Raw genomic sequence first — 17,575 nt, 5'->3', positions numbered from 1 at the left:
CTTTGCCGGCGCTTCAATCGGTTGAAGCCGACCTGGCGCCGACGCTGGCTCTTTAAATCGATTAGATTTCAGTCTTTGTCGCTCCGATCCGTCATTGTATTTTCCGGATCATCGGATAAGAGAGGATGACTCACAGGCGGGTCCGCAGGCTTCATGCCTCATGATCGGCCGCCGAGCCTTGTCCAATTTCCGTCACCAGGGAGCGAACATGACCGCCATTACCGACATCATCGGCCGCGAGATCCTCGACAGCCGCGGCAACCCGACCGTCGAAGTCGACGTCTATCTCGAAGACGGCAGCTTCGGCCGCGCGGCCGTTCCCTCAGGCGCCTCGACCGGCGCGCATGAAGCCGTCGAACTGCGCGACGGTGGCTCGCGTTACCTCGGCAAGGGTGTTGAAAAGGCTGTCGAAGCCGTCAACGGCGAGATCTATGATGCGATCGGCGGCCATGAGGCTGAAAACCAGATCCAGATCGACAACCTGATGATCGCGCTCGACGGCACGCCGAACAAGGCCCGCCTTGGCGCCAACGCCATCCTCGGCGTCTCGCTCGCTGTCGCCAAGGCCGCTGCCCAGTCGGCCGGCCTGCCGCTCTACCGCTATGTCGGTGGCCCGAACGCCCATGTCCTGCCGGTTCCGATGATGAACATCATCAATGGCGGCGCCCATGCCGACAATCCGATCGACTTCCAGGAGTTCATGATCGTGCCGGTCGGTGCCGAAACCATTCGCGACGCCGTTCGCATGGGTTCGGAAGTCTTCCACACCCTGAAGAAGCAGCTTGCCGCAGACGGCCACAATACCAATGTTGGTGACGAAGGCGGCTTTGCCCCAGGTCTCGCCTCGGCTCCCGCTGCGCTCGATTTCATCATGAAGTCGATCGAGAAGGCCGGTTATCGTCCGGGCGAAGACATGCATATCGCACTCGATTGCGCATCGACCGAATTCTTCAAGGACGGCAAATACGTGCTCGAAGGCGAAGGCCGCACGCTCGAGCCGGAAGCCATGGCCGAATACCTCGCCGAACTCGCTGCCAAGTACCCGATCTTCTCGATCGAAGACGGCATGGCAGAAGACGATTGGGACGGCTGGAAGACCCTGACCGACAAGATCGGCAAGAAGGTTCAGCTCGTCGGCGACGACCTTTTCGTCACCAATTCGGCCCGCCTGCGCGACGGTATCAAGATGGGCGTTGCCAACTCCATCCTCGTCAAGGTCAACCAGATCGGCTCGCTGTCGGAAACCCTCGACGCCGTTTCGACCGCACATCGCGCTGCCTACACGGCCGTGATGTCGCATCGTTCGGGCGAAACGGAGGATTCGACGATTGCCGATCTCGCGGTTGCCACCAACTGCGGTCAGATCAAGACCGGCTCGCTCGCTCGTTCCGACCGCACCGCCAAGTACAACCAGCTCATCCGCATCGAGGAAGAACTCGGTCCGCAGGCGGTCTATGCCGGGACTTCGATCCTGCGCGGCTGATCACGGAAAAGCGCTGAATTTTACGCCCGCGCCGGTTCTTCGGCGCGGGCTTTTTGTTTCCTGCCAATTGCGGTCAACGATCGGTTAAGACATCCCCGCTAGTTTGACGGAAAGTCATGCGTTGTAAGGCAGTTGTCGGCATGTGGACCAGACATCACAAGAAAAAGAAATACGGCCGTTTTGCCCTTCCTGCCATCACCATCGCGTTCCTCTCCTATTTCGGCTACCATTCCATCCATGGGGACTATGGCCTGAAGGCCGGTCAGCAATTCGACCGTCTGCAGGCGGCGAGAAGCGCCGAGCTCGACAAGCTGGTGAAGCAGCGCATGCAGCTCGAAAAGGAAGTCAGCCTGCTGAGTGACGGCTCGCTTGACGAAGACATCATCGATGAAAAGGCGCGCTACCAGCTCAACATGTCGCGCCCTGATGAAATCGTCATATTCAACACCTATTTCTGATAAACCGAGATCCGGTTAATTAGAAATTGTAATTTGATATCAATTGCTTGGTCTGAATATGACCTATGCATTTCTGGCATTGCGGATGCCTGTTTTCTTCCCTATTCTACGTTCAACAATAGACCAACCATAACCCACGGGAGGGATGAATGGCGCCGCGCAAATCCGCGACTGCGACCGGTCGGAAGCCTTCGGCCAAGCCTGCCAAAAAAGAATTGACCACCGGTATCGTTGCCGAGTTCGACAAGGCGCAGGAGCTCGCGTCCTATCGCGAAATGCTGCTGATCCGTCGTTTCGAGGAAAAGGCCGGCCAGCTCTATGGCATGGGCTTCATCGGTGGTTTCTGTCATCTTTACATCGGCCAGGAAGCGGTCGTCGTCGGCATGCAGATGGCGCTGAAGGAGGGTGATCAGGTCATCACCGGCTATCGTGACCACGGCCACATGCTGGCCTGCGGCATGAGTGCCCGCGGTGTCATGGCCGAGCTCACTGGACGCCGGGGCGGCTTGTCCAAGGGCAAGGGCGGCTCCATGCACATGTTCTCCAAGGAGAAGAACTTCTACGGCGGTCACGGCATCGTCGGTGCCCAGGTGTCGCTCGGCACGGGTCTGGCATTCGCCAACAAATATCGCGGCAATGACAATGTCTCGCTTGCCTATTTCGGCGACGGTGCTGCCAACCAGGGTCAGGTCTACGAGAGCTTCAACATGGCTCGCCTGTGGAACCTGCCGGTGATCTACATCATCGAAAACAACCGCTACGCCATGGGTACCTCCGTCTCGCGCGCTTCGGCCCAGACCGACTTCTCCCAGCGCGGCGTGTCCTTCAACATTCCCGGCATTCAGGTTGATGGCATGGATGTGCGTGCGGTCAAGGCGGCAGCCGATCAGGCGGTCGAGCATTGCCGTGCCGGCAAGGGTCCTGTCATCCTCGAGATGCAGACCTATCGCTATCGCGGCCACTCCATGTCCGACCCGGCCAAGTATCGCTCGAAGGACGAAGTGCAGAAGATGCGCTCCGAACATGACCCGATCGAACAGGTCCGGGCCCGCCTGCTCGAAAAGGGCTGGGCGACAGAAGACGAGCTGAAGGCGATCGACAAGGACGTGCGCGACATCGTGGCCGACTCGGCAGATTTCGCCCAAGCCGATCCGGAGCCGGATGCATCCGAGCTCTACACCGACATCCTGCTGTAATCGGGGAGGGAACCCATGCCGATCGAAATCCTCATGCCCGCCCTGTCTCCGACCATGGAAGAGGGTACACTCTCCAAGTGGGTCAAGCAGGAAGGTGACACCATCAAGTCCGGCGACGTGATTGCCGAAATCGAAACCGACAAGGCCACGATGGAAGTCGAGGCCGTCGACGAAGGCGTGCTCGGCAAGATCCTGATCGCCGCCGGCACGGAAAACGTCAAGGTCAACACGGCGATTGCAGTCCTCCTGCAGGACGGCGAAAGCGCCGATGCCGCCGTGGCTCCGAAGAAGGACGCCGATACTCCGGCCGCGACTGCCGATGCCGCCGGTGGCAAGGCGCGCGAAGCCTCAGAAGAGCCGTCCTCCAAGGCCGACAACACCGTCCCGGCAGCGCCGAAGGTCGATGTTGCCGCCGATCCGGATATTCCGGCTGGCACCGAAATGGTAACGATGACGGTGCGTGAAGCGCTGCGCGAAGCCATGGCCGAAGAGATGCGCGCCAATCCTGATGTCTTCATCATGGGTGAGGAAGTCGCGGAATATCAGGGTGCCTACAAGATCACCCAGGGCTTGCTGGCTGAATTCGGCGCAAAGCGCGTCGTCGACACGCCGATCACAGAACACGGCTTTGCCGGCGTCGGCGTCGGTGCGGCCATGGCGGGTCTACGTCCGATCATCGAGTTCATGACCTTCAACTTCGCCATGCAGGCGATCGACCAGATCATCAACTCGGCTGCCAAGACGCTCTACATGTCCGGCGGCCAGATGGGCGCGCCGATCGTCTTCCGTGGCCCGAATGGGGCTGCTGCCCGCGTCGCTGCCCAGCACAGCCAGGACTATGCGGCCTGGTACAGCCAGATCCCAGGTCTCAAGGTCGTCATGCCTTATACGGCAGCCGACGCCAAGGGCCTGCTGAAGGCCGCGATCCGCGACCCGAACCCGATCATCTTCCTCGAGAACGAGATCCTCTACGGCCAGTCCTTCGAGGTTCCGAAGCTCGACGATTTCGTCCTGCCAATCGGCAAGGCGCGCATCCACAAGACCGGCAAGGACGCCACCATCGTTTCCTGGGGCATCGGCATGACCTATTCGGTCAAGGCTGTCGCCGAGTTGGAGAAGGAAGGCATCGATGTCGAACTGATCGACCTGCGCACCATCCGCCCGATGGACCTTCCGACGATCATCGAATCGGTCAAGAAGACCGGCCGTTTGGTCACCGTCGAGGAAGGCTATCCGCAGTCGTCCGTCGGCACCGAGATCGCCACCCGCGTCATGCAGCAGGCCTTCGACTATCTCGATGCGCCGATCCTGACGATCGCCGGCAAGGACGTTCCGATGCCTTACGCGGCGAACCTCGAAAAGCTCGCTCTGCCGAATGTCGGCGAAGTGGTCCAGGCGGTGAAGACCGTCTGCTACAAGTAAGGGGAGGGTAGGTCCATGCCGATCAACATCACCATGCCGGCGCTCTCTCCGACGATGGAAGAGGGCAATCTGGCCAAGTGGCTGGTCAAGGAAGGCGACAAGGTCAAGTCCGGCGATGTCATCGCCGAGATCGAAACCGACAAGGCGACCATGGAAGTGGAAGCCGTCGATGAAGGTACCGTGGCGAAGATCGTCGTTCCGGCCGGCACCGAGGCCGTCAAGGTCAATGCCCTGATCGCCATCCTCGCCGCGGATGGCGAAGATGTTGCCGCAGCCGCCGCCGGCGGCGGTTCCGCGCCAGCAGCCCCGAAGGCGGAAGCCGCACCGGCACCGAAGGCAGCAGAAGCTGCTCCGGCTCCGGCTGCAGCCCCTGCTGCGCCGGCACCTGCGGCTGCTCCTGCAACGGCTTCCTCCGGCGACCGCGTTTTCGCGTCACCGCTGGCGCGTCGTCTCGCCAAGGAGGCTGGCCTCGATCTCAACGCCGTCTCCGGCTCCGGTCCGAAGGGCCGCGTCGTGAAGAGCGACGTCGAAAAGGCCGTCAGCACCGGTGGCGCCAAGCCCGCCGCCTCGACATCTGCTCCGGCAGCCGCACCGGCCCCGGCACTCGCCAAGGGCGCTTCGGAAGAAGCCGTGCTCAAGCTGTTCGAAGCAGGTTCCTACGACCTCGTGCCGCATGACGGCATGCGCAAGACGATCGCCAAGCGCCTGCAGGAATCGAAGCAGACCATCCCGCATTTCTATGTCTCCGTGGATTGCGAACTGGATGCGCTGCTGGCCCTGCGCGCCCAGCTGAACGACGCCGCACCCCGCAAGGATGGCGCGCCGGCCTACAAGCTCTCGGTCAACGATATGGTGATCAAGGCCATGGCGCTGGCGTTGCGCGATGTCCCGGATGCCAACGTCTCCTGGACCGACAGCAACATGGTCAAGCACAAGCACGCCGATGTCGGCGTTGCCGTTTCGATCCCCGGCGGCCTGATCACCCCGATCATCCGCAAGGCCGAGACGAAGACGCTGTCCGCCATCTCCAACGAGATGAAGGACCTGGGCAAGCGCGCCAAGGACCGCAAGTTGAAGCCGGAAGAATACCAGGGCGGCACCACCGCCGTGTCCAATATGGGCATGATGGGCGTCAAGAACTTCGCCGCCGTCGTCAACCCGCCGCATGCGACCATTCTGGCCGTGGGTGCGGGCGAGGAGCGCGTCGTGGTAAAGAACGGCGAGATGAAGATCGCCAACGTCATGACCGTGACGCTGTCGACCGACCATCGCGCCGTCGACGGTGCGCTCGGAGCCGAACTGCTCGGCGCCTTCAAGCGCTACATCGAAAACCCGATGGGCATGCTCGTCTGACGAGGGGGAGCGGTGCGATGAAGACCGTTCTCGCTTACGGCGACAGCCTGACATGGGGATACGACCCGGTTAACCTGGGTCGGCATGCCTATGAGGACCGCTGGACGAGCGTCTTGCAGAAGGCGCTCGGCCATGGTGTCCGGGTGATCGCCGAAGGTCTGAACGGACGGACCACCGCTTATGATGATCATCTCGGCGATTGCGAGCGCAACGGGGTGAAGTTGCTGCCCACCCTGCTTGCCACGCACAAGCCGATCGATCTCGTCATCATCATGCTGGGAACCAATGATCTCAAACGCGGGATCCAGGGAACAGCGATCGGTGCAACGAGCGGTGTGAAACGCCTGGTCAAATTGGTGGAGAAGCACGATTGGGGGTTTGAGTTCGAGACCCCTGAAGTGCTGATCGTTTCCCCTCCGCCGATCCGGGAAACCGCAAATGCAATATTCGGTGCCATGTTCAATCACTCGGTTGAGGAGGGCGCCATGTTGGCCAGCATGTATCGGGATGCGGCTGACGAAGCCGGTTGTGCATTTTTTGATGCGGGCTCGGTTGCTGAAACCACGCCGCTCGACGGTATCCATCTCGATGCGGAAAACACCCGCGCAATCGGACGTGGCCTTGAGCCCATTGTCCGGATGCTGCTGGGGCTTTGAAGAAAGACCGCGTCCTGATCTCTCCGTCGGGGGTGCGTTGATCAAAATCAAGGAGGTCTTGTGCGCTGCGTCTAACCTGTACCCATAAACCCGACAGAGGAGATGGGATCATGTCGAACACACCGCACGAACTGGCAGTGGAATTCCCGGAACACGTCGCGCTGATGCGTCATCTGAAGGAAACGGATGGTCACTTTGCAAGATTGTTCGAGACCTATCACGATGTGAACCGGGCCATCCACCGCGCCGAAACGAATGTCGAGCCTGCAGACGATTTCCATGTCGTGGAAATGCGCAAGAAGCGGATGCAGCTCAAGGATGAAATTTACGGGATGCTGGTTCATCACGAACCGGAAGCCGAGAAGCCTGCAGTCTGAGGCGCTCGCTTCCAATCCCGAACCGGACCTCCGCCTGTGCGGAGGTTCGCAGGAAACCGAGGAGTGGAAGCGCCCATGTCGAATGCTTACGACGTCATCATCATCGGCTCCGGCCCCGGCGGTTACGTCACCGCCATTCGCGCGGCCCAGCTTGGCCTGAAGACCGCGATCGTCGAACGCGAGCATCTGGGTGGCATCTGCCTCAACTGGGGCTGCATCCCGACCAAGGCGCTGCTGCGCTCGGCCGAGATCCTCGATCATGCCAACCACGCCAAATCCTACGGCCTGACGCTGAACGGCACGATGACCGCCGACGTCAAGGACGTGGTCGCCCGTTCGCGCGGCGTCTCGGCCCGCCTCAACGGCGGCGTCGGCTTCCTGATGAAGAAGAACAAGATCGACGTGATCTGGGGCGAAGCCAAGCTCTCGAAGCCGGGCGAAGTCGGCGTCGGCAAGATGTTGAAGCCCGTCGTTGAGCCGCAGAACCCGGTTCCGAAGGGTGTCTTGGGCGAGGGCACCTACACCGCCAAGCACATCATTGTCGCGACCGGTGCGCGTCCGCGTGCGCTTCCCGGCATCGAGCCGGATGGCAAGCTGATCTGGACCTATTTCGAGGCGATGAAGCCGGATTTCATGCCGAAGTCCATAGTTGTCATGGGCTCGGGCGCGATCGGCATCGAATTCGCCTCTTTCTATCGCTCCATGGGCGTCGACGTCACCGTTGTCGAGCTGATGGCCAACATCATGCCGGTCGAGGATGTGGAAATCTCCACCTTCGCCCGCAAGCAGCTGGAAAAGCGCGGCCTGAAGATCATCACCGAAGCCAAGGTCTCCAAGGTTGAGAAGGGCGCCAATTCCATCACCGCCCATGTCGAAACCAAGGACGGCAAGGTGCAGACGATCACCGCTGACCGCCTGATCTCCGCCGTCGGCGTCCAGGGCAATATCGAGAACCTCGGTCTCGAGACCCTCGGCGTGAAGACCGATCGCGGCTGCATCGTCATCGACGGCTACGGCAAGACCAACGTGCCGGGTCTCTACGCGATCGGCGACGTCGCAGGTCCTCCGATGCTCGCCCACAAGGCCGAGCATGAAGGCGTCATCTGCATTGAGAAGATCGCAGGCCTGCCCAATGTTCACCCGATGGACAAGGCCAAGATCCCCGGTTGCACCTACTGTAATCCGCAGGTCGCTTCTGTCGGTCTGACCGAAGCCAAGGCGAAGGCTGAGGGCCGGGAAATCCGCGTCGGCCGCTACAACTTCAATGCCAATGGCAAGGCGATCGCGCTTGGCGAAGACCAGGGCCTGATCAAGACGATCTTCGACAAGAAGACCGGCGAACTGATCGGCGCTCACATGGTCGGCGCAGAGGTCACCGAACTCATCCAGGGCTTCGTCGTCGCGATGAACCTTGAGACGACAGAAGAAGAGCTGATGCACACCATCTTCCCGCATCCGACGCTGTCGGAAATGATGAAGGAAAGCGTGCTCGACGCCTATGGTCGCGTGCTCAACGCCTGAGCCAGTTGTCGCCGTGACGTCTGCCGCTTATATAGGCGGCAGGTTCCAACCGAGTGTTTGAAAAGGATTACGCCGTGGCAGGGTTTGAAGTCGGAATTCTCGCAACGATCTTCTTTGGCGGCCTTGCAGGCTGGCTCGCGGGAAAGCTCGTGGACATGCGCTTCGGCGTCTTCATGAACATCATCATCGGCATCATCGGCGCCGTGATCGCCGCCGCGATCTTCCGCCGTCTCGGCATCTTCGTCGCTGGCGATTGGCTCGGTTATCTGATCACCAGCTTTGTCGGCGCAAGCATTCTTCTCTTCATCGCCAAGCTCGTGCGGCGATAAACCACAAAGGCCGCTCCTGCGGCACAAAGGGTCTTCATTNGTGTTCAGGCACACATAGATGATCGAGTTGATGTAGCCCTTGTACCACGACGGATCGGTGAAGATCACCATGTAATTGTGCAAGGTCGGCGATTGCGGATAAAACGAGACACTGCTCATGATCTCGTTATTGGTCTTGAAGCTCATGTTGACCAACCAGTAGATCGGCAGCATGAGGAAGAGAATGTAGAGGGCCGGGACAAGCCAGGCGAAGCCAATTTTGCTGCGGCGTATTGGCAAAGGGAGCCCGTTGTGAGGTCGCGTTATCGCAGGGGTGCTGCCCGTCTGCACGGTCGAAATGTCTGTCACGTGGGTGTTCATGACGCTCTCCTTAGCTGGCGGCGTCGCTGCTGGTCATGACGGTGTAGAAGACCCATGACATCAGCAGGATGATCAGGAAGTAGATGATGGACATGGCGGCTGCCGGTCCGAGATCGAACTGGCCGACGGCCATCTTGACCAGGTCGATCGACAGGAAGGTCGTATCAGAGCCCGGTCCGCCGCCGGTGACGACGAAGGGCTCGGTGTAGATCATGAAACTATCCATGAAGCGGAGCAGCACGGCGATCAGAAGAACGCGCTTCATCTTCGGCAGCTGGATGTAGCGGAAGACAGCCCAACGCGACGCACCATCGATCTTCGCGGCTTGATAGAAGCTGTCCGGGATCGAGACGAGGCCGGCATAGCAGAGCAGCACCACGAGGCTGGTCCAGTGCCAGACATCCATGACGATGACGGTGATCCAGGCATGCAATGGATCAGAGGCGTAGTTGAAGGGAAATCCCATTTGCGCCAATCCGTAGCCGATCAGGCCGATATCGGCTCGGCACAGCAATTGCCAGATCGTGCCGACCACATTCCAAGGGATGAGCAGGGGCAATGCCATGAAGATAAGGCAGAAAGGGACACCCAAACCTCTTTTCGGCATGTTCAGGGCGATGAAAATCCCAAGTGGGATCTCAATGACCAGAATGACGCTGGAAAAAAACAGATTTCGTCTCAACGCGTCCCAGAAGCGGTCGGATTCGAGAACGTCCGTGAACCACTGGGTCCCCGCCCAGAAGAACTCGTTGTTGCCGAAAGTGTCCTGAACCGAATAGTTCACCACCGTCATCAGCGGGATGACGGCCGAGAAGGCGACCAGCACCAGCACCGGCAGCACCATGAACCAGGCGTTGTTGTTCCAGGTCTTGTGCATGGTCATGTCCCTCCGTTTGCCGGCGATGAATTGGAGACCCGCCAGGAATCGGCGTAGATATTGATGCCGGCTGGATCGAAGGTAACCCGCGCATCTGCCGGAATTTCCCCGTCCTCCCGCAGGACGATGGCGATGGGTTGCGCACCGAGCTGTGCGCGCACGATCTTCTGGCGACCGATGTCCTCGACTTTGGAAATCGTGACCGGCATGCCTTCGCGCCCCAGGCGCACGAATTCCGGGCGGATGCCCAGTTCGATCTTGGACTGGCCGGCAAGCTTCGGAGCTCCGGAAAGTGCGATGGACTGATCGCCTACGCTGGCCATTGCTCCGGTCACCGTCGCAGGCATGACGTTCATGCCGGGCGAGCCGATAAAATAGCCGACGAAGGTATGACTGGGACGCTCGAAAAGTTCGGCTGGTGTGCCGATCTGCACGATCTGGCCATCATACATGACGACGACCTTGTCTGCGAAGGTGAGCGCCTCGGTCTGGTCATGGGTCACATAGACCATGGTGAAGCCGAACTGCTTGTGAATGAGCTTCAGCTGCGAGCGCAGCACCCATTTCATATGCGGATCGATGACCGTCAGCGGCTCGTCGAAGAGGATGGCGCTGACGTCGGAGCGCACCAGCCCGCGACCGAGCGAGATCTTCTGCTTCTGGTCGGCCGTCAGGCCACGTGCCTTTTTCTTCGCCCAGTCCGACAAACCGATCATCTCGATGATCTCGCGGACGCGACGATCCACCTCCGGCTCCGGAATCCTGCGGTTGCGCAGGGGAAAGGCGAGATTGTCGTAGACCGTCATTGTGTCGTAGATGACCGGGAACTGGAAGACCTGGGCAATATTGCGCTCCTGGGTCGACAGGTGGGTGACATCCTTGCCGTCGAACAGGATCCTGCCTTCCGAGGGCTGCACCAGCCCGGAAATGATGTTGAGCAGCGTGGTCTTGCCGCATCCGGAAGGACCGAGCAGCGCATAGGCACCGCCGTCATTCCACTCGTGGTGAACTTCCTTCAGGGCATAGTCGTTCGGATTGGACAGGCGCAGGCCATAGGCGTGGCGGATGTGCTCGAGGTTGATGCGTGCCATTTTATGTCCTCACGCTGCTTTTCGGATGGTGCCAGCGGTCGCCTTGCCATCCGCGCCGAACGCGACCAGATGTCGGGTGTCGATGAAGAGGCTGACATCGGTGTTGGCGTCGATATCGTGAATGCCATGGACCAGCATGACCCAGCGCTCATCACCAAATTCCACGTGGATGAAACTCTCCGAGCCTGCGATTTCCGAGATTATGGTCCGGGCCTTGATCTCCGATGCAGTCTCATGCGGCCGCCTGAGCGACAGGTGGTGCGGCTGGAAGGCAATGGTGTAGTCCCCGTCCGCGATCTCCGAGAGATGCGCGGGAACACCCAGGATCTGCTCGCCTCCCCGGAACAGGCCGCCGCCTTTCTTGGTCACCGCGATGATGTTGAGCGGAGGGTCGGCAAAGGTGCGCGCCGAGACCAGATCGGCCGGATTGCGATAGACATCGATCGTCTTGCCGAACTGGGTGATGCGCCCCTGCGACAGCGTCGCCGTGTTCCCACCAAGGAGAAGCGCTTCGGACGGTTCCGTTGTTGCATAGACGAAGATGGCACCGGACTCAGCAAAGATCTTCGGCAATTCTTCGCGCAATTCCTCGCGCAGCTTGTAATCGAGATTGGCGAGGGGTTCGTCGAGCAGGACAAGGCTCGCATTCTTGACGATCGCACGCGCGAGCGCCGTGCGCTGCTGCTGGCCACCGGACAGGCTGAGCGGCGTGCGGTCAAGATAGGGCGTCAATTTCAACAGGTCGGCTGCCTTGCGCACCTCTCGGTCGACCGTCGCCTTGTCCTTGCCGGCAATCCGCATTGGGGAGGCAATGTTCTCATACACTGTGAAAGCCGGATAGTTGATGAACTGCTGGTAGACCATCGCCACCTTGCGCTGCTGCACCGGCATGCCGGTCACATCCCGGCCGTCAAATCGGATGGTGCCCGTCGTCGGTTTGTCGAGGCCTGCCATCAACCGCATCAGCGAGGTCTTGCCCGACAGTGTCGGGCCAAGCAACACGTTGAGCGTGCCCCGCTGCAGGGCAAGGCTTGTCGTGTGAATATGCGTTTCACCGCCCACAACCTTGGAAATGTCGTTGAGTTCAAGCATGTGTCGCAACACCTTCTGTCAGGATTTATCGGCTCTTGCGGGACATGTCAGACGGCCACCGCGTGGCGCGATGGACTGTCTTCACCATGCGTGTCCTCACTCCCTTGGGTTTGCGTCCAGAGCGGTGCGACGACGTCAATGGCGGCTCGATAAATCTTGTATTTTGCCGTCAGGAGCTTAGCCCGCACCGGATTCGGCTCGAAACGCTGATCGATCCGAACCATGGCAGCAATGGCAGTGGGGATGTCGGGATAGATGCCGGTCGCGACTGAGGCGCATATGGCCGCACCTTTGGCCCCGAATTCCGTTCCGTTGGCGATCTCGATCGGGAGCCCGAGACCATCGGCAAACATCTGCGCCCACACGGCGCTTCGCGAGGGCCCGCCGGCCAGCCGAATAACCTTGGGATCCGCCGCGTCCGGTCCGGACAGCAGAAAGGACATATCGTAGCGGTGGGCGAAAACCACGCCCTCATAGACGGCGCGAATGATATCAGCCAGCGCTACGCCCGCCTTGAGCCCGAGGAAACCGGCCGGCGCGCCCTGCGGGCCATCGTAGAGGAAGGGGAAGAAAAGGATGCTGTTGTTGCGCCCCAAGGCACTCGCGACCAGATCATTGCAGATGTCATAGACACTTCGCCCTTCCAGCAGCGCCTGATGGGCTTCCGCCGAAAGCATGGTCTTGCACAACCATTCGAGGTTGCTTGCCGAGGTTGGTGTGGCCGTCGTCGCCAGATACTGGCCTGCCACCGGATAGGGAGTCTGGATGGTCGGCAGCGGATCGTGGGACGGAGACCTGTGCACGGTCGAATGAATGCTGAATGTGCCGGCGACCGCCGCCAACTGGTCGGGTCTTTCAACGCCGGAGGCCATGGAGCAGCCGATGACGTCGTAGACGCCGCGCACCACAGGGGTTCCGGCCAACAGGCCCGTCTGGCTGGCGGCTCTCTCACTCACGCTGCCGGCGACTTCGACACTGGGGCCGATCGGCGGGAGCTTGTCCAGCCATGCCGTGATCCCGGCCTCCTCAAAGGCCTGCCGGGAAACCTCCGACCGGGTCACGTTGATGAGGCCGGAGCATCCGGCATCCGTCGGGTCGGTCGAGATGTCGCCACATAGCCGCATGCGCAGAAAATCTTTGCACGACAGCACGTATGCGGTTCGGCGCACGGTTTCCGGCTCGTTTTCTTGCATCCAGGCGAGGATCGGCAAGGTTTGGCCGGGCCAGATCTGCTGCTCAATATGCCGGGAAACTGCAGCCGCGCGGCCGGAAGCGGTCCAGCGGGCGATCAAGGGGATGGTGCGTGTATCGGTGGAGACCAGGGCATTGCGAACCGGTAAGCCATCCTTGTCGATCAGGTAGACACCGCCACCATAACCAGAAGGGGTGACTGCAAGGATATCAGCCGGATCAGTACCGGTCTTTTCGAGCAAGATGCCGATACACTCGCAGGCAGCCTCCCACATCTTCTCGGCGTCGCGTTCTGTCCAGCCTTCCTGCGGCAACAGCATGACATTCGTCCGCCGCTCGCTGCCAACCTCATTCCCATGCAGGTCGAACAAAACGACTTTCGTCATCGTTCCACCGGCGTCAATGCCCATCAGGCGCTTGCGCATGGCCCACTCCTCCTCCAAGCCGGCGCGCACCGTCTCCTTCAGTGCGCTGGGAAGTGGCTCCCCGTCCGGTATTTTCCTCTGAAGCTAGGCTATTTCACCGGGGAAAATTGTCAATCAGATTTGTAAGAAAATTTTATACACGAACAAGCTAATGATTTTTATTGATTTTTTTCTCCTGAATAACTTTTACACCAATATCATCACTTCCAAAAGTAATAAACTGACATTATGGAGGAGGCCTCGGTCTTAATATCAGCAGGGAGAGGGTTCATGCGCAACCGCGACGAGGTCTTGCAGCAGCTCAGGACGGCATCGAGTGGCGCCGCGCACATCCTGATTGTCGGCGGCGGGATCAATGGTATCGGGCTCTACCGAGATCTGGCGCTACAGGACGTCCCTGCCATCCTGATCGACAAAGGAGACTTTTCATCCGGGACAAGTGCGGCACCCTCCCGGTTGATTCATGGCGGTCTTCGTTATCTTGAAACCGGTGAATTCGAACTCGTGCGCGAGTCTGTGATCGAGCGCAATCATCTGATCCGCAATGCCCCGCATCTCGTGAAGCCGATCCCTGTCTGGGTCCCGGCATTCAGCTGGTTCGGCGGCATGCTGTCCGCCGGCTTGCGGTTCCTGAAGCTGAAGAAGACACCCGGTGCCAAGGGTATCCTCGTCGTCAAACTCGGTCTCGTCTTCTTCGACCGGTTCGGGCGCAAGAACCAGACCATGCCTGCTCATCGGCTGATGTCGAAGCGTGAGAGCAAGCGCCGCATGCCGGGTCTGTCCGATAAGGTCTGTGCCGTCGCTGAATATTATGATGCGCGTCTGGTTCATCCGGAGCGCCTCGTTCTCGAACTGGTCAAAGATGCAGAACGCGATTGCCCGCAATCAATCGCTCTTCCCTATGTGTCGCTGGACGCCACCCATGGCAGTCGGGTGCGTTTGAAGGATGAGATCAGCGGTGAGACCTTCACGGTCGAGCCGCAACTGGTGATCAATTGCGCAGGCGCCTGGGCTGACGAGGTCGATCGAAGGCTTCACATCGAAAAGCGCCTGATCGGCGGCACCCGCGGGTCGCACCTGATCATGCGTCGTCCTGACCTGGCGCGACAACTGGGCAACGGCATGCTCTATTTCGAAACAAAGGACTTCCGCGCCTGCCTCGTCTATGCGCTTGATACAGACAACATCCTTCTCGGCACGACCGACATCCGCGTCACCGGACCCGAAGAGGCCCGTTGTTCCGACGAAGAGATCGACTATCTGTTCGATGTGCTCGAGCAGGTTCTGCCGGGCGCCAAGGCTAGCCGGGACGAGATCGTCTTTGCCTATTCCGGCATCCGCCCCTTGCCATGGAGCGGTGATGCGGCAACCGGATCGATCAGTCGCGACCACGCCCTTCACGCGTTCGAGCCAGAACCGAACCGACCCTTTCCCGTCCTCACGCTTGTGGGTGGCAAATGGACAACCTACCGCGCCTGCGCCGAGCAGATCTGCGATACGATCCTGAAACGGATCGGCATGGTCAGACGTAAGACGACCCTGTCGCAGCCCATCGGCGGCGGACGCCAGTTTGAAACAGACAAGAAGGGCCTCGTCCAGGCAATCAAAGAGATTGTCCTCGCATCGGGACTGCCCACGGACATCGCCGCAACACTTTACCGTCGCTATGGCACAGAGGCACAGATGGTTGCCGCGATGATGGCCGGGAGTGGAGCGAAGATTGCCGATAGCGGCGATCTTTACGCCAAGGACGAAATTCGCTGGATCTTGAGACACGAGCGCGTGACACGGCTTGCCGACATTGTTTTGCGCCGAACGCTTCTTCCCTTCGAAAACGCCATCACACCTGCAGTCATTGATGGCATTGCCACGGCAGCCGCCGGCGAACTGGGCTGGAGCGATGTGCGGCGGGCTGAAGAAATCGCCCACACAACATCGCTGCTGACCCAGCACTACAGGGTCAGCTCACTGACGGAATAACGTTTGCTCGCACCTTGAGGTGCTGCAATCCGAACGGGTGTTCCAAGCAAGGAAAACTGGACATGACACCGGAAAACAAGCCGCTGATCGCCGGCAACTGGAAAATGAATGGCCTGCAGTCATCTCTTGAGACACTGACGGCGATCGCTGAGGGGGTGTCCGCTTTTGCTGCCAAGACCGATACTCTGATCTGCCCGCCGGCAACCCTGCTGCGTGCGGCCGCAGTGATATCTGCCGGTACCGCGCTTCGCATTGGCGGGCAGGATTGTCACGCAGCAGTGAACGGTGCCTACACGGGAGAGATCTCGGCAGAGATGATCGCGGATGCAGGCGCCACCTTCGTGATCCTCGGACATTCGGAGCGCCGCACCCTGCAGAACGAAACGAATGGGGAGGTCTCGTACAAGGCTGCGGCTGCTCACACTGCAGGGCTGACTACCATCGTTTGCCTGGGCGAAACGGAAGCCGAGCGAAAATGTGGTCAAACACTTGATGTCCTGGGACGTCAGCTCGAAGAGTCCGTCCCGGACGGCGCGACGAGTGGCAACACGGTTATCGCCTATGAGCCCGTCTGGGCGATCGGAACAGGCCTGACGCCGACGACTGCGGATATCCGTGAAGCACATGCCTTCATGCGCGCCGCGCTTGAGGCCCGCTTCGGGGCTGAGGGCAAAACGATGCGGATCCTTTACGGAGGCTCCGTCAAGGCGTCCAATGCGGCAGAACTGATGGCCATTGACAATGTCGACGGCGCCTTGATCGGCGGCGCCAGCCTGAAGGCTGACGATTTCCTGGCTATTGCCGGGATTTATGAGGCAATCTGACACCGCGCGGCGGATGTCGTAACAAAGGGGGCAGCCCGATGGTCACCATCCTCGACAGGACCAATCTCGTTCCGGCCCCGGCCGACGAGAAGCGCGTTCGCCACCCGGAAAAGGCCCGCAAGCCCGACACCGAAGTGCTGCGCAAGCCGGAATGGATCCGCGTCAAGGCGCCGACATCCAAGGGGTATCACGAGACCCGCGAGCTGGTTCGCTCCCACAAGCTGGTGACGGTCTGCGAGGAAGCTGGCTGCCCGAACATCGGCGAGTGCTGGGACAAGAAGCACGCGACGTTCATGATCATGGGCGAGATCTGTACCCGCGCCTGCGCCTTCTGCAATGTCGCGACAGGCAAGCCAAACGCGCTCGACCTGGATGAACCGGAAAATGTTGCCAAGGCCGTGCGCCAGATGGGCCTCTCCCACGTCGTCATCACCTCCGTCGACCGTGACGATCTCGCCGATGGTGGCGCTGAGCATTTTGAAAAGGTGATCTGGGCCATTCGCGCTGCATCGCCGCAAACGACGATCGAGATCCTGACCCCGGACTTCCTGAAGAAGCCCGGTGCCCTGGAGCGCGTTGTCGCCGCCAAGCCCGACGTCTTCAACCACAACATGGAAACCGTGCCCGGCAATTATCTGACCGTCCGTCCGGGCGCGCGCTATTTCCACTCCGTCCGTCTGCTGCAGCGGGTGAAGGAGCTCGACCCGACCATGTTCACAAAGTCGGGCATCATGGTCGGCCTTGGCGAAGAGCGGAACGAAGTCCTGCAACTGATGGACGACCTGCGCACCGCCGACGTCGACTTCCTGACCATCGGCCAGTACCTCCAGCCGACCCGCAAGCACCACAAGGTCGAACGCTTCGTCACGCCGGAAGAGTTCAAGTCCTACGAGGACATAGCCTACACCAAGGGCTTCCTGATGGTCTCGTCGAGCCCGCT

16 protein-coding genes and 1 pseudogene are annotated in these 17,575 nt (G+C 60.2%); 12 read left to right on the top strand and 5 right to left on the bottom strand.

Annotated features, from left to right (window positions below; all coding sequences use genetic code 11):
* The first annotated feature begins 208 nt into the window (after window positions 1–208).
* The 9 genes from eno to DMY87_RS17550 all read left to right on the top strand — a co-directional run bounded on the left by eno (window position 209) and on the right by DMY87_RS17550 (window position 8,795).
* Complete coding sequence (eno, locus tag DMY87_RS17590; protein ID WP_110793265.1) at window positions 209–1,483, top strand: phosphopyruvate hydratase; 1,275 nt, start codon at window positions 209–211, stop codon at window positions 1,481–1,483.
* 140 nt (window positions 1,484–1,623) lie between these two features.
* Window positions 1,624–1,941, top strand: coding sequence for an FtsB family cell division protein (locus DMY87_RS17585; protein ID WP_110792967.1), 318 nt, complete (start codon window positions 1,624–1,626; stop codon window positions 1,939–1,941).
* Between the two features lie 149 nt (window positions 1,942–2,090).
* Window positions 2,091–3,137: a pyruvate dehydrogenase (acetyl-transferring) E1 component subunit alpha gene (gene pdhA, locus DMY87_RS17580; protein WP_110792966.1), complete on the top strand. Its 1,047-nt coding sequence runs from the start codon at window positions 2,091–2,093 to the stop codon at window positions 3,135–3,137.
* Between the two features lie 15 nt (window positions 3,138–3,152).
* Window positions 3,153–4,559: a pyruvate dehydrogenase complex E1 component subunit beta gene (locus DMY87_RS17575; RefSeq protein WP_110792965.1), complete on the top strand. Its 1,407-nt coding sequence runs from the start codon at window positions 3,153–3,155 to the stop codon at window positions 4,557–4,559.
* A gap of 15 nt (window positions 4,560–4,574) precedes the next feature.
* On the top strand, window positions 4,575–5,912 hold the full coding sequence (locus tag DMY87_RS17570) for a pyruvate dehydrogenase complex dihydrolipoamide acetyltransferase (RefSeq protein WP_110792964.1): 1,338 nt from the start codon (window positions 4,575–4,577) through the stop codon (window positions 5,910–5,912).
* Between the two features lie 17 nt (window positions 5,913–5,929).
* Window positions 5,930–6,568 (top strand): SGNH/GDSL hydrolase family protein, encoded by a 639-nt coding sequence (locus tag DMY87_RS17565; RefSeq protein ID WP_110792963.1) that lies wholly within the window; start codon window positions 5,930–5,932, stop codon window positions 6,566–6,568.
* A 110-nt stretch (window positions 6,569–6,678) separates the two neighbouring features.
* Window positions 6,679–6,945: an HP1242/YdcH family protein gene (locus DMY87_RS17560; RefSeq protein WP_110792962.1), complete on the top strand. Its 267-nt coding sequence runs from the start codon at window positions 6,679–6,681 to the stop codon at window positions 6,943–6,945.
* 75 nt (window positions 6,946–7,020) lie between these two features.
* The gene (lpdA, locus tag DMY87_RS17555; protein ID WP_110792961.1) at window positions 7,021–8,466 is read left to right on the top strand and encodes a dihydrolipoyl dehydrogenase; all 1,446 of its coding nucleotides are present in this window, start codon (window positions 7,021–7,023) and stop codon (window positions 8,464–8,466) included.
* A gap of 74 nt (window positions 8,467–8,540) precedes the next feature.
* Window positions 8,541–8,795 carry a GlsB/YeaQ/YmgE family stress response membrane protein gene (locus tag DMY87_RS17550; RefSeq protein WP_110793264.1) on the top strand — a complete coding sequence of 85 codons (255 nt, stop codon included), beginning with the start codon at window positions 8,541–8,543 and terminating at the stop codon, window positions 8,793–8,795.
* 42 nt (window positions 8,796–8,837) lie between these two features.
* Here DMY87_RS17550 and DMY87_RS17545 read toward each other — a convergent pair.
* The 5 genes and pseudogenes from DMY87_RS17545 to DMY87_RS17525 form a co-directional block, all read right to left on the bottom strand.
* Window positions 8,838–9,155 (bottom strand): annotated as a pseudogene (locus tag DMY87_RS17545) (carbohydrate ABC transporter permease); the annotation flags it as partial.
* A 10-nt stretch (window positions 9,156–9,165) separates the two neighbouring features.
* Window positions 9,166–10,032 carry a carbohydrate ABC transporter permease gene (locus DMY87_RS17540; RefSeq protein WP_110792960.1) on the bottom strand — a complete coding sequence of 289 codons (867 nt, stop codon included), beginning with the start codon at window positions 10,030–10,032 and terminating at the stop codon, window positions 9,166–9,168.
* Window positions 10,033–10,034: 2 nt separating this feature from the next.
* On the bottom strand, window positions 10,035–11,123 hold the full coding sequence (locus tag DMY87_RS17535; protein WP_110792959.1) for an ABC transporter ATP-binding protein: 1,089 nt from the start codon (window positions 11,121–11,123) through the stop codon (window positions 10,035–10,037).
* Window positions 11,124–11,132: 9 nt separating this feature from the next.
* Window positions 11,133–12,215, bottom strand: coding sequence for an ABC transporter ATP-binding protein (locus DMY87_RS17530; RefSeq protein WP_110792958.1), 1,083 nt, complete (start codon window positions 12,213–12,215; stop codon window positions 11,133–11,135).
* Between the two features lie 47 nt (window positions 12,216–12,262).
* Window positions 12,263–13,831 carry an FGGY-family carbohydrate kinase gene (locus tag DMY87_RS17525; RefSeq protein ID WP_110792957.1) on the bottom strand — a complete coding sequence of 523 codons (1,569 nt, stop codon included), beginning with the start codon at window positions 13,829–13,831 and terminating at the stop codon, window positions 12,263–12,265.
* Between the two features lie 270 nt (window positions 13,832–14,101).
* Between DMY87_RS17525 and DMY87_RS17520 the strand changes: the two genes are divergently transcribed.
* From DMY87_RS17520 to lipA, 3 genes are all read left to right on the top strand, one after another.
* Window positions 14,102–15,811 (top strand): glycerol-3-phosphate dehydrogenase/oxidase, encoded by a 1,710-nt coding sequence (locus DMY87_RS17520; RefSeq protein ID WP_110792956.1) that lies wholly within the window; start codon window positions 14,102–14,104, stop codon window positions 15,809–15,811.
* 62 nt (window positions 15,812–15,873) lie between these two features.
* On the top strand, window positions 15,874–16,635 hold the full coding sequence (tpiA, locus tag DMY87_RS17515) for a triose-phosphate isomerase (protein WP_110792955.1): 762 nt from the start codon (window positions 15,874–15,876) through the stop codon (window positions 16,633–16,635).
* A gap of 38 nt (window positions 16,636–16,673) precedes the next feature.
* A partial coding sequence (lipA, locus tag DMY87_RS17510) for a lipoyl synthase (RefSeq protein WP_110792954.1) occupies window positions 16,674–17,575 on the top strand: 902 nt, incomplete at its 3' end.

Source organism: Peteryoungia wuzhouensis, assembly GCF_003205195.1.
Taxonomy (GTDB): domain Bacteria; phylum Pseudomonadota; class Alphaproteobacteria; order Rhizobiales; family Rhizobiaceae; genus Allorhizobium; species Allorhizobium wuzhouense.
The sequence above is the reverse complement of the archived record's forward strand: the minus strand, read 5'-3'. Positions and strand labels throughout refer to the sequence as shown.

Bases quoted from the DNA above. Each gene is read 5' to 3' on its own strand.
- DMY87_RS17540 (WP_110792960.1), bottom strand. From the start codon at position 10,032: ATGCACAAGACCTGGAACAACAACGCCTGGTTCATGGTGCTGCCGGTG.
- DMY87_RS17585 (WP_110792967.1), top strand. From the start codon at position 1,624: ATGTGGACCAGACATCACAAGAAAAAGAAATACGGCCGTTTTGCCCTT.
- DMY87_RS17565 (WP_110792963.1), top strand. From the start codon at position 5,930: ATGAAGACCGTTCTCGCTTACGGCGACAGCCTGACATGGGGATACGAC.
- pdhA (WP_110792966.1), top strand. From the start codon at position 2,091: ATGGCGCCGCGCAAATCCGCGACTGCGACCGGTCGGAAGCCTTCGGCC.
- DMY87_RS17560 (WP_110792962.1), top strand. From the start codon at position 6,679: ATGTCGAACACACCGCACGAACTGGCAGTGGAATTCCCGGAACACGTC.
- DMY87_RS17530 (WP_110792958.1), bottom strand. From the start codon at position 12,215: ATGCTTGAACTCAACGACATTTCCAAGGTTGTGGGCGGTGAAACGCAT.
- DMY87_RS17570 (WP_110792964.1), top strand. From the start codon at position 4,575: ATGCCGATCAACATCACCATGCCGGCGCTCTCTCCGACGATGGAAGAG.
- DMY87_RS17575 (WP_110792965.1), top strand. From the start codon at position 3,153: ATGCCGATCGAAATCCTCATGCCCGCCCTGTCTCCGACCATGGAAGAG.
- DMY87_RS17520 (WP_110792956.1), top strand. From the start codon at position 14,102: ATGCGCAACCGCGACGAGGTCTTGCAGCAGCTCAGGACGGCATCGAGT.
- tpiA (WP_110792955.1), top strand. From the start codon at position 15,874: ATGACACCGGAAAACAAGCCGCTGATCGCCGGCAACTGGAAAATGAAT.
- lpdA (WP_110792961.1), top strand. From the start codon at position 7,021: ATGTCGAATGCTTACGACGTCATCATCATCGGCTCCGGCCCCGGCGGT.
- eno (WP_110793265.1), top strand. From the start codon at position 209: ATGACCGCCATTACCGACATCATCGGCCGCGAGATCCTCGACAGCCGC.
- DMY87_RS17535 (WP_110792959.1), bottom strand. From the start codon at position 11,123: ATGGCACGCATCAACCTCGAGCACATCCGCCACGCCTATGGCCTGCGC.
- DMY87_RS17525 (WP_110792957.1), bottom strand. From the start codon at position 13,831: ATGCGCAAGCGCCTGATGGGCATTGACGCCGGTGGAACGATGACGAAA.